Origin of the sequence: Maricaulis sp., assembly GCF_048268525.1 — a bacterium.
GTDB lineage: Bacteria > Pseudomonadota > Alphaproteobacteria > Caulobacterales > Maricaulaceae > Maricaulis.
In genome coordinates this window covers 42,713-55,033 of sequence record NZ_JBLWVH010000005.1, presented here as the reverse complement: position 1 = coordinate 55,033, position 12,321 = coordinate 42,713, and the positions used below count along the sequence as shown (strand labels likewise).

16 protein-coding genes are annotated in these 12,321 nt (G+C 63.6%); 10 read left to right on the top strand and 6 right to left on the bottom strand.

Annotation, left to right across the window (positions count from 1 at the left end):
- Window positions 1–5 precede the first annotated feature (5 nt).
- Both ACN0X9_RS04165 and ACN0X9_RS04160 read right to left on the bottom strand, forming a co-directional pair.
- Window positions 6–1,283 carry a dihydroorotase gene (locus tag ACN0X9_RS04165; protein ID WP_417486376.1) on the bottom strand — a complete coding sequence of 426 codons (1,278 nt, stop codon included), beginning with the start codon at window positions 1,281–1,283 and terminating at the stop codon, window positions 6–8.
- Window positions 1,280–2,242 (bottom strand): aspartate carbamoyltransferase catalytic subunit, encoded by a 963-nt coding sequence (locus ACN0X9_RS04160; RefSeq protein WP_417486375.1) that lies wholly within the window; start codon window positions 2,240–2,242, stop codon window positions 1,280–1,282. The genes ACN0X9_RS04165 and ACN0X9_RS04160 overlap by 4 nt, the downstream gene beginning before the upstream one ends.
- A gap of 142 nt (window positions 2,243–2,384) precedes the next feature.
- Between ACN0X9_RS04160 and ACN0X9_RS04155 the strand changes: the two genes are divergently transcribed.
- The 4 genes from ACN0X9_RS04155 to ACN0X9_RS04140 are packed head-to-tail and all read left to right on the top strand — an operon-like array spanning window position 2,385 to window position 4,980.
- On the top strand, window positions 2,385–2,897 hold the full coding sequence (locus tag ACN0X9_RS04155; protein ID WP_417486374.1) for a GNAT family N-acetyltransferase: 513 nt from the start codon (window positions 2,385–2,387) through the stop codon (window positions 2,895–2,897).
- A complete protein-coding gene (locus tag ACN0X9_RS04150) occupies window positions 2,897–3,340 on the top strand; it encodes a hypothetical protein (RefSeq protein WP_417486373.1) in 444 nt (147 codons plus the stop codon). The genes ACN0X9_RS04155 and ACN0X9_RS04150 overlap by 1 nt, the downstream gene beginning before the upstream one ends.
- A 39-nt stretch (window positions 3,341–3,379) precedes the next feature.
- A complete protein-coding gene (locus ACN0X9_RS04145) occupies window positions 3,380–4,345 on the top strand; it encodes an MBL fold metallo-hydrolase (protein ID WP_417486372.1) in 966 nt (321 codons plus the stop codon).
- A gap of 14 nt (window positions 4,346–4,359) precedes the next feature.
- On the top strand, window positions 4,360–4,980 hold the full coding sequence (locus tag ACN0X9_RS04140) for a YdeI/OmpD-associated family protein (RefSeq protein WP_417486456.1): 621 nt from the start codon (window positions 4,360–4,362) through the stop codon (window positions 4,978–4,980).
- 231 nt (window positions 4,981–5,211) lie between these two features.
- Here the strand turns inward: ACN0X9_RS04140 and ACN0X9_RS04135 are convergent, their stop codons facing one another.
- The 3 genes from ACN0X9_RS04135 to ruvX all read right to left on the bottom strand — a co-directional run bounded on the left by ACN0X9_RS04135 (window position 5,212) and on the right by ruvX (window position 7,202).
- Window positions 5,212–5,718 carry a hypothetical protein gene (locus ACN0X9_RS04135; RefSeq protein ID WP_417486371.1) on the bottom strand — a complete coding sequence of 169 codons (507 nt, stop codon included), beginning with the start codon at window positions 5,716–5,718 and terminating at the stop codon, window positions 5,212–5,214.
- Between the two features lie 117 nt (window positions 5,719–5,835).
- Entirely contained in the window at window positions 5,836–6,750 is a 915-nt protein-coding gene (locus ACN0X9_RS04130; RefSeq protein WP_417486370.1) for an AEC family transporter, read from the bottom strand.
- Window positions 6,747–7,202 (bottom strand): Holliday junction resolvase RuvX, encoded by a 456-nt coding sequence (gene ruvX, locus ACN0X9_RS04125; RefSeq protein WP_417486369.1) that lies wholly within the window; start codon window positions 7,200–7,202, stop codon window positions 6,747–6,749. Before ruvX ends, ACN0X9_RS04130 begins: the two co-directional genes overlap by 4 nt.
- A 100-nt stretch (window positions 7,203–7,302) precedes the next feature.
- Between ruvX and gatC the strand changes: the two genes are divergently transcribed.
- Genes gatC through ACN0X9_RS04095 form a run of 6 tightly spaced genes read left to right on the top strand, consistent with a single transcriptional unit; the run spans window position 7,303 to window position 11,562 of the window.
- Entirely contained in the window at window positions 7,303–7,590 is a 288-nt protein-coding gene (gatC, locus tag ACN0X9_RS04120) for an Asp-tRNA(Asn)/Glu-tRNA(Gln) amidotransferase subunit GatC (protein WP_417486368.1), read from the top strand.
- A gap of 3 nt (window positions 7,591–7,593) precedes the next feature.
- Complete coding sequence (gatA, locus tag ACN0X9_RS04115; protein WP_417486367.1) at window positions 7,594–9,069, top strand: Asp-tRNA(Asn)/Glu-tRNA(Gln) amidotransferase subunit GatA; 1,476 nt, start codon at window positions 7,594–7,596, stop codon at window positions 9,067–9,069.
- Window positions 9,069–9,353 (top strand): hypothetical protein, encoded by a 285-nt coding sequence (locus ACN0X9_RS04110; RefSeq protein ID WP_417486366.1) that lies wholly within the window; start codon window positions 9,069–9,071, stop codon window positions 9,351–9,353. Before gatA ends, ACN0X9_RS04110 begins: the two co-directional genes overlap by 1 nt.
- The gene (locus ACN0X9_RS04105) at window positions 9,340–9,618 is read left to right on the top strand and encodes a hypothetical protein (protein WP_417486365.1); all 279 of its coding nucleotides are present in this window, start codon (window positions 9,340–9,342) and stop codon (window positions 9,616–9,618) included. The genes ACN0X9_RS04110 and ACN0X9_RS04105 overlap by 14 nt, the downstream gene beginning before the upstream one ends.
- On the top strand, window positions 9,611–11,104 hold the full coding sequence (gatB, locus tag ACN0X9_RS04100; RefSeq protein WP_417486364.1) for an Asp-tRNA(Asn)/Glu-tRNA(Gln) amidotransferase subunit GatB: 1,494 nt from the start codon (window positions 9,611–9,613) through the stop codon (window positions 11,102–11,104). The genes ACN0X9_RS04105 and gatB overlap by 8 nt, the downstream gene beginning before the upstream one ends.
- A 5-nt stretch (window positions 11,105–11,109) precedes the next feature.
- A complete protein-coding gene (locus ACN0X9_RS04095) occupies window positions 11,110–11,562 on the top strand; it encodes a hypothetical protein (RefSeq protein WP_417486363.1) in 453 nt (150 codons plus the stop codon).
- A 113-nt stretch (window positions 11,563–11,675) separates the two neighbouring features.
- Here ACN0X9_RS04095 and ACN0X9_RS04090 read toward each other — a convergent pair whose 3' ends face one another.
- Window positions 11,676–12,308 (bottom strand): hypothetical protein, encoded by a 633-nt coding sequence (locus ACN0X9_RS04090; protein WP_417486362.1) that lies wholly within the window; start codon window positions 12,306–12,308, stop codon window positions 11,676–11,678.
- Window positions 12,309–12,321 lie beyond the last annotated feature (13 nt).

Genomic DNA, 12,321 nt, shown 5'->3' with positions numbered 1-12,321 from the left:
TGCACCTATGGGTTGTACAATGTGTCTCCGGCGACGATGGTTTGCAAGACCCGTCCCTGGAAACGACGGCCGGCCCAGGCCGAATTGCCGCGTGCCGAGGCGAAAGCGTCGGGCTGGCAGACCCAGGGCTTGTCGCCGTCGATCAGGATGAGGTCGGCCGGGGCACTGACGGCAATCCGTCCCTGCGGCAGACCGAGCAGGTCCGCCGGGCCGGAAGTCATGACGCGCAGGGCGTCGATCAGCTCCAGCTCGCCGTCGTGAACCAGGCCCAGCATCGCGCCCAGCATGGTCTCTAGGCTCAACGTGCCAGCCATGGCAAGGGCGAACGGGTCGGCCTTGTCGTCGAACGGGGTGGGACGGTGATCGGAGACAACCGCATCGATCTCGCCCGCTACCACAGCGTCGACCAGCGCCAGGCGGTCCGCTTCGCCGCGCAGTGGCGGGTCCATGCGGAAAGCGCTGTCGAGGGCGCCGGCGTCGACCTCGTTGAGGGTCAGATGGGCGACCGCGACCGTCGCCGCGATTTCGAGGTCGCGGCTGCGCACATGGCGCAGGGCGTCGAGACCGGCGGCGGTCGACAGGCGGTCGATCATCAACTTGCCGCCGGACAGTTCCGCCAGCGCGGCGTCGCGCTCGATGGCGATCCGTTCGGACACGGCCGGCTCGGACGGCAGACCCATGCGGGCCGACCAGTCGCTTTCCATCACTACGCTGCCGCTGGACAGGTCCGGGTCCGCCGGACGGCAGGCCAGCCAGATATCAAACTGGCTGGTATAGGAGAGGAGGCGGCGCATCAGGCGGGTGTCGGCAATCGGTCGGTCGCCCTGGCCGGCATAGACAGCCCCGCCGCGCACCATCAGGCCGATCTCGGCCATTTGCTCGCCGGCCAGGCCCTGGGTCGCGCCGCAAGCCGAGAGGATGCGGACGCTGCGTTGGTCCAGCCCCCGCGACATGCCGGCAAAGCCGTCTGCCTTGTCCAGTGGCGAGCGGGCATTGGGCGCCAGCACGATGGTGCCGAAGCCGCCGCTCATGGCGGCCGCACACAGCGTGTCGATTGTTTCCCCATCGGGGGTGAGCGCCGGTTCCTTGGCGCAGCGCAGGTCGATCAGGGCCGGGGCGAGGATGCGGCCCTTGGCATCGATGACCTCGTCAGCGGCATCAAGGTCCAGCTCATTGCCCATCTGGGCGATCACGCCATCCTCGATCAGCACGCCGCCGGGGCCGTCATGACCGGAGGCCGGGTCGACGAGGCGGGCATTGGTGATGGCCAGGCTCGTACTCATGCCAAGGCCTCCTTGCGGATATTGGCGCCGATCAGTTCCAGGATCGCCATGCGCACGGCGACACCGCTTTCCACCTGTTGCAGGATCACGCTGCGCTCGGGGTCATCGGCCAGCTTGGTATGGATTTCGACGCCGCGATTCATTGGTCCGGGGTGCATGACCAGCACGTCCGGCGAGGCCGCTTCAAGGCGCTCATGGGTGAGGCCGAACAAGTGGAAGAATTCGCGCTCCGACGGCACAAAGCCGCCGGACATGCGCTCGCGCTGCTGGCGCAATGCCATCACCGCGTCACAGCCCTTCAGGGCTTCGTCGAGATCATGGAAGACATCACAGCCCCACTGGTCGACATCGGAGGGCAGCAGGGTCGGCGGCGCACACAGGCGGATCTCGGCTCCGAGAATGTTCAGCAGGCCGATATTCGAGCGGGCCACGCGCGAGTGCAGTATGTCGCCGACAATCAGGATGCGGCGGCCACCGACCGAGCCCCAGTGTTGCGACAGGGTGAAGCTGTCGAGTAGGGCCTGGGTCGGGTGTTCATGCATGCCGTCGCCGGCATTGACCACAGCCAGGCCGGTGTGATCGGCGAGGAATTGCGGCGCGCCGGTTGCCGAGTGACGCACGACCATGATGTCGGGCTTCATGGCCGCGAGGGTCCGCGCCGTGTCCGACAGGCTCTCGCCCTTGGAGGCGGAAGAATGGGCCACGGCAAAGTTGACCACATCAGCGCCCAGTCGCTTGCCCGCCATCTCGAATGAGCCTTGCGTTCGCGTCGAGGCCTCGAAGAAGAGATTGAGCACGGTCATGCCGCGCAGCACGTCAGAGCGCTTGTCCGGCGTCCGGTTGGTCGCCTGATGATGCGCGGCGCGCTCGAAAATGATCTGGATATCAACGGGGTTGAGATCGGCCACCGAAACAAGGTGGCGGTGGGGGAAGTCGTAGGAAAATTCCGCGCGGCTCATCCCGTCTCCTGGGTCGCCAAGGGCACACAGATACGTTGTGCGGCGGTATAGGGGGAGTTGGAAGCGGGAGCAAGGGAGGGTGTTGACCTGTGGAGGGGCTTGCGGCCTGCTGGGCGAAACCCCGCTCGCAATCGGAGCCAGCATGACCACCCTGCGCACAATGACACCCGCCGACGCGCCTGACGTCCTCGCCATTTATGCCGAGGGCATTGCCACCGGTCATGCGACCTTCGAGAGCGCGGCGCCGGACTGGGTCCATTTCGACGATGGCAAGCTTGCCGCACCGCGTCTTGTCGCGGTGGATGGGGATGGCGTGGTCACCGGCTGGGCGGCGCTCAGCCCGGTGTCTTCGCGCTGTGTCTATGGCGGGGTGGGTGAGGTCTCGGTCTATGTCGCGGAAGCCGCGCGTGGCCAGGGGCTCGGGCGGACGCTGCTGGAGGCCTTGATCGAGGCCTCCGAGGCCGAAGGCCTGTGGACACTCACCGCCGGCATCTTTGCCGAAAACACCGCCTCCATTCGCTTGCACGGGCAATGCGGCTTCGGGCGCCTCGGTGTCCGGCGCGGGCTTGGCAAGATGGGCCATGGTCCCATGGCCGGGCAATGGCGCGATGTGGTGCAGATGGAACGGCGCAGCACGGTGGTGGGGGTGGATTGATGGCCGGGTTGAGGTTCTGCTCCAAGCGCTTCGGTTTCTCGTTCGAGCTCTATCAGGACGTGGCGTTGGTGTGTCTGGGAGAGATTCAGGAGACGTGGTCTACCCGCGATCTCGCGAGTAGTGGGAACCCCCAGATCATCTCGGACGCAAAGTTTGAGGCGCTTGTGTTTGGAAGGCGAGTGGTACTCGCCACCAGCGAAGCCATTTGGGTGGTCCATGGTGATTTTCCCATTTGGGGCGCGGCGAGTGCCAATGGGAGCATCCTGGTCGTCGAGGAGTTGGGGTTACGTACATTCTCCTATGAGGGTGCCGAATTGGCGTCGGCGATGCCGGGTGACATTCCAAATAATTGGTCGGTAACGCCTGAAGGCTTGAGGTATGAGGATTTTGACGGAAACACGTCGCTGTGGTCCTTGCCCGATCTGAAGTTATTGAAACGATGAATGCTTGACGTGTGCGCCCAGCTCTCGTTTCGTTTGGTCATGAAAACATGCAGCTTGGCGCTCGGCGCCCTGATTCTCGCCGCGGCCCCAGCCGCTGCCCAATCCGTTTCTGAAACCGAAGCCTGCACGCTCGAACTCATTGTCCTCGGTGTCGGCCAGGATGGCGGTGCACCGCAGCTGGGCAACAGCATGGACCCTGCCTGGACCGATCCGTCCCTGCGACGGTTGGCGACATCGATCGCGGTGGTCGATCATCAGCTGGACGAGCGCTACCTGTTCGAGGCAACGCCGGACATTCGCGAACAGCTCTACCGCCTCGACCAGATTGCGCCGACCGGGCGGCGTCCCGGGCTGGACGGTATCTTCCTCACCCATGGCCATATGGGCCATTACACCGGACTGATGTTCCTCGGGCATGAGAGCATGGGGGCACAAGGCGTGCCGGTCTTCGCCATGCCGCGAATGGCCGACTATCTGACGAGCAACGGGCCCTGGAGCCAGCTGGTCCGCTATGGGAATATTGCGCTTCAACCCATGCGCGATGGTGTTGCGGTCGAGGCTGGACGCCTGTCTGTGACACCGATCGCCGTTCCGCACCGGCAGGAATTCACCGAGGTTGTCGGCTATCGCATCGACACGCCGGGCCGGAGCGCCTTTTTCCTGCCCGACATCGACAGCTGGGAGGAATGGGAGGCTTGGGAGGACGGCACCGCCATGCGCATCGAGGACGTCATCGCCAGTGTCGATGTCGCCTATCTTGATGCCACCTTCTTCGCCAATGGCGAGATCCCCGGCCGTGACATGTCCGGCTTCCCGCATCCCTTCATCACTCATTCCATGGAACGTTTCGCCGATCTGCCCGCCAGCGAGCGGGCCAAGGTCCGCTTTATCCATTTCAATCACACCAATCCGGTGCGCTATCCCGATGCGCCGGAGCGGGATGTGGTGATCGAGGCCGGTTTCAACCTGGCTGACGAGGGCGAGCGGGTCTGTCTCGATGGATAGGGGGGGCGCGGATGATGATCACCGATATCGAGGATTATTTCACCAAGGGCTGTGGTCGGTGCGCCCGCTTTGCGATGCCGGATTGCTCGATCCAGCCGTGGAAGGATGGGCTGGTGCAGCTGCGCCGTATCTGTCGCGATATGGGCCTGACCGAGACCGTGAAATGGGGGCATCCCTGTTACATGCATGGCAGCCGCAATATTGCCGGCCTGGGCGCCTTCCGGGGCAAGTTCCTCATCTGGTTCTTTAATCCGGCGCTGATGACCGATCCGGAACAAGTGCTCGAACGCCAAGGCCCCAATACGCGCCATCCCGACATGATAGGGTTCACCGACACGGGACGGGTCGCCACGCTGGAACCGGTCATCCGGGCCTATCTGGCCGAGGCCATCGGCTATGCCGAGGCGGGCATCAAGCCGGTCGTCGAGCCTCGCGAGGTGGAATGGCCGGAAGAGTTGGTCGAGGCGCTGGAGGCTGACCCCGAGCTTGGTGAGGCCTTCCACGCCCTCACGCCCGGTCGCCAGAAGAGCTATGCCTTCAATCTCAACGCGGCGAAGAAGCCGGAAACGCGTATCGCCCGTATTGCCAAATTTCGGGACAAGATATTGGCTGGCAAGGGCGCGCTGGATCGATAGGGAGGCGGGGGCGTCGCCCGCATTCGCGCCTGACCCGTCAATATTGTCTTGACGGCCAGCCGACTGAGGCTTGGTCCCGGCATGACATCAAAGGACAGGTTTGCGCCAGCGCGCGGTCGATGCACCGGCGCTACCCCCGCAACGACGGCCAATCCGGATTAGCCTGACAGCACCGAGTGATGCCGAGGATGGCGGTGAAGTTGAGTCCGGCGCCGACGGCTAGCAGGCGGCTTAGTTGGGGGGCCGCCTGGTCCGGTTCAGGGTTGGATCCGGGAGTTCGGCTTTGACCGGGCCGTCCGGCTGAGTCGGGCGCTGGGCTGCCGGTCCGCGTCCTCGACCGGCCGGGTCTGCCGTTGCCCCGCTGTCGGTGTCGGTATAGCCGGATGCGCCCGTGCCGGCGCTCGCGCCCCGGCCACGTCCTGCCGGATCTGCCGTTGCACCACTGTCCTGGTCGGAAAAGCCCTGTGCGCCGGTGCCGCCTGATCCACGGCCATTCCCGGCCGGATCTGCAGCGCTGCCGCTGTCACTATCGGTCAAGCCGGAGCTGCCTGCGCGCGCGCCGCCGCTGCGTCCATACCCGGCCCGGTCCGCATAGACCCCGCCATCCGAGTCCGATACGCCGGTATAGGTTTGTGCGGTCGCGCCACCGCAGACCAGTGCGCCGGCACCCGCCGCCAAAGCGGTACCGGTCACCTGCAACAGAAACGAGCGGCGAGAGCGTGCGCCCTTGTAAGCCATGATAGTCCCCCCGGACGACAAGATACGGCTCGCCGGGGCCAGCCTGGTCCTTATTCGTAATTCGATCGGGCGAGACCGGCAAGCGGCGTCGATCCGGTCGCCTGGCGAAGTGCCTGCCTAGCCCAGCAACCACAGCCAGAACGGGATGGTCACGAAGCAGAACAGCGCGCTTGCCGTGATGTCGCCGGCGGAATAGGGCGCGTCACCGCCCAATTGCTGGGCCAGCACATAGGCCGACGCTGCGCCGGGCGAGGCACCGGTGAGCAGAAGGACGGTCAGGGGGATGCCGTCAATGCCGAAGGCGCGGCCGATGCCGTAGAAGACCAGCGGTCCGATCATCAGCTTGACGAAAACCGACAGGCCGAGCAGGCGTGGCCGGGCCCGCATGGCGGTGAAGTTCAGCCCGGCGCCAACTGCCAGCAGGATCAAAGGCAGGGCCGCCTGTCCGGTCAGCGCGATGGTGTCGGCCAGGATTGTCGGTATCGGAATGTTGGCCAGGTTGACCACACCGCCGGCAGCCGAGCCGAGGATCAGCGGATTGGTCAGAATGCGGTAGACGATGGAGCGCCACTGCGGTGCCGCGCCAGTGCCCCAGACCGACAGGACGGCGACGCATTCCATATTCACCAGCGGGATCGAGGCGACCATCACCAGGGCCACCAGAACCTCGCCCTCGGCCCCGAACAGGGCGATAGCGATGGCGAGGATCAGCAGGCCATTCCAGCGACTGGTCGCCTGGAACAGCGAGGTGAAGGTCGGGTCGGGAACGCGCAGCACCGGCTTCAATGCCAGCGTCAGCGCCGCCATGGCGACAAACCCCAGCATCGCCGCGGCGATGAAACCGCCGAGCTCTATCTCGGACAGGTCGGCAAAGGCGATCGAGGAAAACAGGAGGGCCGGGGACAGTCCGAGATAGGCCAGCCGCGAAATCGGCCCCCAGCTCGTTTCCGGCAACAGGTTGGAGCGTCGCAATACCCATCCGAGAAAGATCACGCCGAAGACGGGGACGAGGGCGGTGATGATGGGGGTCATGGGCGCAGCATCTCCAGCCGGTCGAGGGCGCTTTGCAATATATTGGCGGCGGCATGCGCGTCGATAATGTCCTTGCGCTTGTCTCGGCGGACACCGACGGCGATCAGCTTTTCCTCGGCCTCGAAGGTCGAGAGGCGTTCATCCTGGAAGACGATCGGCAGATCGCGCAGCCGCATCAGATTGCGGGCCATGGCGCGCACCGACTGCACGCGCGGGCCTTCCGACCCGTCCATATTGACCGGTAGGCCCATCACGATGGCGACGGCCTGGCGCTCGTCAAGTAGGGCGAAAACCCGTTCGGCATCGAGTGTGAACTTGGTCCGCTTGATGGTTTCCACCGGTGTCGAGAGACCACGCGAGGCACCGCAGGCGGCCACCCCGATGGTCTTGCTCCCCGGATCAAGAGCGATCAGGGGGCCATCGGGCAGGTCTTCCAGGGTCACAATCGGCATGATGGCGGGATGCGCTTTGCACGCGCCACCGTCAAGCTTTCTTGCACCTGCGAAAGGCGATTGCTACTCAAGCGGCGTCGACTATCCGGAGTGAAATTCCATGTCCGTCACCGCTGATGATGTGCGCCGCATCGCGCGCCTCGCCCGTATCGCCGAACCGACCGACCGCGTTGATACGCTGGTCGGCGAGCTCAATGGCATTCTGAGCTGGATCGAACAGCTCAATGAAGTGGATGTGGAGGGCGTCGAGCCGATGACCACCCCGGTGAAATTCCCGCTGCCGCAACGCGCCGACGAAGTCACCGACGGCAATTGCCGCGACAAGGTCCTGGCCAACGCGCCCAAGTCCGACGAAGGCTTCTTCGTCGTCCCGAAATCGGTGGAGTAGGTCATGAGCGAGCTTTTCAAACTCACCCTGTCCGACATCACCGCCAAGCTGAAGGCGCGTGAGGTCTCTGCGGTTGAACTGGCGACCGAGGGCCTGGCCCTGTGCGAGGCCGCGCAGCCCAAGCTGAACGCCTTCACGGCCTTTGACGCTGACAAGACGCTGGGGATGGCCAAGGCCTCCGATGAGAAACTCGCCAAGGGCGAGGGTGGTCTCATCGAGGGCGCTCCGCTGGCGATCAAGGATTTGTTCGCAGTCGAAGGCGTCGAGACGGCGGCCTCCTCGAACATCCTCAAGGGCTTCAAGCCGACCTATGAAAGCTCCGTCACCGCCAAGCTGTGGGAAAATGGCGGCGTATTCCTGTGCAAGACCTCGATGGACGAGTTCGCCATGGGCTCTTCGAACGAGACGGCGAATACCGGCCCGGTCAATAATCCCTGGAAGGGCCCCAACGGCGAAATGCTGACACCGGGCGGCTCGTCCGGTGGTTCCGCTGCAGCCGTGGCGGCTGATCTGTGTTTCGGCTCGACCGGCACCGATACCGGCGGATCGATCCGCCAGCCGGCGGCCTTTACCGGCACGGTCGGCGTGAAGGCGACTTATGGCCGGACCTCGCGCTGGGGCGCGGTGGCCTTTGCTTCCTCGCTCGACCATCCGGGTCCCTTCGCCAAGACGGTGAAGGATTCGGCGCTGATGCTGCAGGCCATGTCCGGGCACGACCCCAAGGATTCGACCTCGCTGCCGAACGAGGTCCCGGACTTCGTCGCCGCCGTCGGTCAGTCGGTGAAGGGTTTGCGCATCGGCGTTCCCAAGGAATACCGGGTCGACGGCATGCCGGCCGAGATCGATGAGGCTTGGCAAAAGGGCATTGACTGGCTCAAGGCGGCCGGCTGCGAGATCGTCGACATCTCCCTGCCGCACACCAAATACGCCCTGCCGGCCTATTATATCGTCGCGCCGGCGGAAGCCTCCTCCAATCTCGCCCGCTATGACGGCATGCGCTATGGCAATCGCGTCGAGGGGACAAATCTCAACGCGACCTATGAAAACACGCGCGGGGCCGGGTTCGGCCATGAGGTCCAGCGCCGTATCATGATCGGCACCTATGTGCTCTCGGCCGGCTATTACGACGCATATTACCTGCGCGCCCAGAAGGTGCGCACGCGTATCCTTCAGGACTTCGAACAGGCGTTCGAAAAGGTCGACGCCGTACTGACGCCGTCCGCGCCGTCGGCGGCTTTCGAGCTGGGTTCCAAGTCGGACGATCCGATTGCCATGTATCTCAATGACGTCTTCACCGTCACCGCCAACCTGGCCGGCCTGCCGGCCATGTCGGTCCCGGCCGGTGTCGACAAGGACGGCCTGCCGCTGGGGTTGCAGATCATCACCCCGGCGCTGGACGAGGAGACCATGTTCAAGGTCGGCGCGGCGATTGAGGATTCGGCGGGCTTTGTCGCCAAGCCGGAAAATTGGTGGAGCTGATGAGCACACCTGAAACACCGCAGCCCGGCGCGCAGCCGCCGGAGGGCCCCAAAAAGCCACAGCGCGGCTTCATGATCATGCTGGCCATGCTCGGCCTCGCCTTCGGTCTGCCGACGGTCTATTCCGGCGGTGTGATGGTGGGAGGCGCTTTTGGAGCCGGTGAATTCCCGGCCCTTGGTTTCATCGTTCAGCTGGCGTTCGGTCTGGTGCTGACCGGTTTCGGGCTTGCGGCGCTCTGGGCCGTGATCCTGACCTTCACGGAGCGCGGTGATGGCCAAGGCTGAACCGGCCCATCCGGCCATGAAGCTGGCGCGACCGAGCTTTCTGCTCGGTGCACTCTTCGTGCTGGCGGCGGTTGTGGTGTTTCGCGGCATTGTTGAACTGGAGCCGCGCAATCTGTGGGCCGTAATCCTGGTGACCCCGGGGATTGGTTTTTTGTTTTTCGGCCTGACCGTCGCCATGGCGGGGCGGGTCCTGGTTGCGGCGATGAACACGCCGGAAGACGAGCGTCCCGGTTGGGATGACGACGAGGAAGATCGAGATGAGTGATCACAGCTACATCCTGCCGGGCGCGACCGGTGACTGGGAAGTCGTCATGGGTCTGGAGATCCATGCCCAGGTAGTGTCGAACGCCAAGCTCTTCTCCGGCGCGGCGACGGCCTTTGGCGCGGCGCCCAACACCCAGGTCTCCTTGGTCGATGCGGCCATGCCGGGCATGCTGCCGGTGATCAATGAGCGCGTGGTCGAGCAGGCCGTGCGCACGGGTCTGGGTCTCAATGCCCAGATCAATCTCTGGTCCCGCTTTGACCGCAAGAATTACTTCTACCCGGATCTGCCGCAGGGCTATCAGATCAGCCAGTTCCAGTACCCGATCGTGGGTGAGGGCGAGATCGAGTGCGAACGCGATGACGGCTCGCGCTTTACCGTCGGTATCGAACGCCTGCACCTGGAACAGGACGCCGGCAAGTCGATCCACGATCTTGATCCCAATTCGACCTATGTCGATCTCAACCGCTCCGGCGTGGCGCTGATGGAGATCGTCTCGCGCCCGCATATCCGCTCGCCCGAGGAAGCCTCGGCCTATGTCGCCAAGCTGCGCACCATCGTGCGCTATCTGGGCACCTGCGGCGGCGATATGGAGAAGGGCCAGCTGCGCGCTGATGTGAATGTGTCGGTCTGCCGTCCCGGCCAGTATGAGAAATTCCGCGAGACCGGTGATTTCTCGCATCTGGGCACGCGCTGCGAGATCAAGAATGTCAACTCGCTGCGCTTCATCCGCCAGGCCATCGAGTATGAGGCCAAGCGCCAGATCGACATCATCGAGGAAGGCGGCAAGATCGACCAGGAAACCCGCCTGTTCGACGCCGGCACCGGCGTGACTCGCTCCATGCGCTCCAAGGAAGAAGCGCATGATTACCGCTACTTCCCCGATCCCGACCTGCTGCCGCTCGAGCTGCGGCAGTCTTTTGTCGACGAGATCAAGGCCGGCCTGCCCGAATTGCCCGACCAGAAGCGCGCCCGGCTCGTCTCCGAGCTCGGCCTGTCAGATTATGACGCTGCCGTCCTGTCGGCCGACAAGGATCGTGCCGATTACTATGAGATCGTCGCCGAGGGCCGGGACGCCAAGCTGGCCTCCTCCTGGGTCAATAACGAGCTCTATGGCCGCCTCAACAAGGAAGGCCTCGACATCACCGACAGCCCGGTCTCGGCCGAGCAGTTGGGTGGTCTGATCGCCCTCATCTCCGACGACACCATCTCCGGCAAGATCGCCAAGGACGTGTTCGAAATCCTGTGGAGTGAAGGCGGCGACCCGGCCAAGATTGTCGACGAGAAGGGCCTCAAACAGGTCACCGACACCGGCGCCATCGAAGCCGTCATCGACCAGCTCATCGCCGACAATCCCGACCAGGCCGCCCAAGTGAAAGAAAAGCCCAAGACCATGGGCTGGTTCGTCGGCCAGGTGATGAAAGCCATGCAGGGCAAGGCCAACCCGCAAGCCGTGAACGAGATTTTGCGGAAGAAGTTGCTGGGGTAGGAAAGGTGGATCCGCTTCTGGTCAAGCAATGGCGGGTGGCGAGCCTGATTGCCGCGACGCTGGCACTGCTTGTGGCGTATGTCGCGTTGCCGCTCGGGGTGGTCGGCATGACCCTGTTTGGACTCAATACGCTGTTTGGCCTGCTGTTCGCGTCTGACATGGTCTTGTCGATCTTCAACAAGGGTTGGCTCGGGCGCGTTCCAGGGCCCGGGTTTTTCATGCGTCGCGCTGTGGTGGGAGCGGTTGGTTGGATAGGTTTCGGCCTGAGCGGTGCATACTCATCTTCGATGACCAGCGATGTGATTTCGCTGGATGGCGCCGAGGTCATAATCGTGACTGTGATGTGCGGCGTGTTTGGGGCTTTCACCCAACCGCTATTCATCACGGTTTTCTCCAGCAGGCTGCCGCGGCAGAAGCGACTATTGCGTGCCCAGCTGGCGTGGCTCCGACGGCGATGACTCGCTTTTTTGGCTGAGCACGCCGCTGCCCCCCTCATCCGCCGCTTCGCGGCACCTTCTCCCAGGGGAGAAGGAAGGGGTGTCTCCTTTTCAATTATCAGCGTGCCAGTTCGCTATCGGGCGGTTTGGCGTTGTGAAGTTCCTGTTACCTGCCACTGACCGTCATTGCTGCGTTGGAGCCGCACATATTCGACGCCTGACGCTGGCCCATGGGCAAAAGACGGTTTGTCCACTGAGGCGATTTCCTGCCAGCTAACGGACATCATGGCCAATTGCTCGTCCACGGACACATAGACCGGTGACAATTGGAGCTCGCCGTGGCTGCCGGTGTATATGCTCAGGCGGGGCGCAGCAGGCGTGGCCAGTATCCATCCCTCAGGTTCAGGCTCACCGGCGATTGCTGCCCAGTTCGTGACCGAGTCGAAAGAACAGGAAATCCGATGCGTGTGTGGCAGCGGATCAAGCGCTTCGATGCTTAAATTGTCGACGGTCGGTGACTGATCTCCGTCGGCAGGATGCCAGTCTTCCCAGTCAGGGAACCGGACGACGTCATCGCCAATCTGGTTCATGATAATTATGGGTGCCAGCAGCAGTTCGGGATCATTCAGTCGTTCCACCGCATGATTCATGTAGGCCTCATAAACCGCGCAGTAACTAGGCTCAATTTGGATTGGCGCCGGTTCAGGCGAGCAACTGATGTTCCCGAGGGTGACGGCAAAGGCCAAAATGTTAGCTGAAAGTTTCATATCGATGATCTAG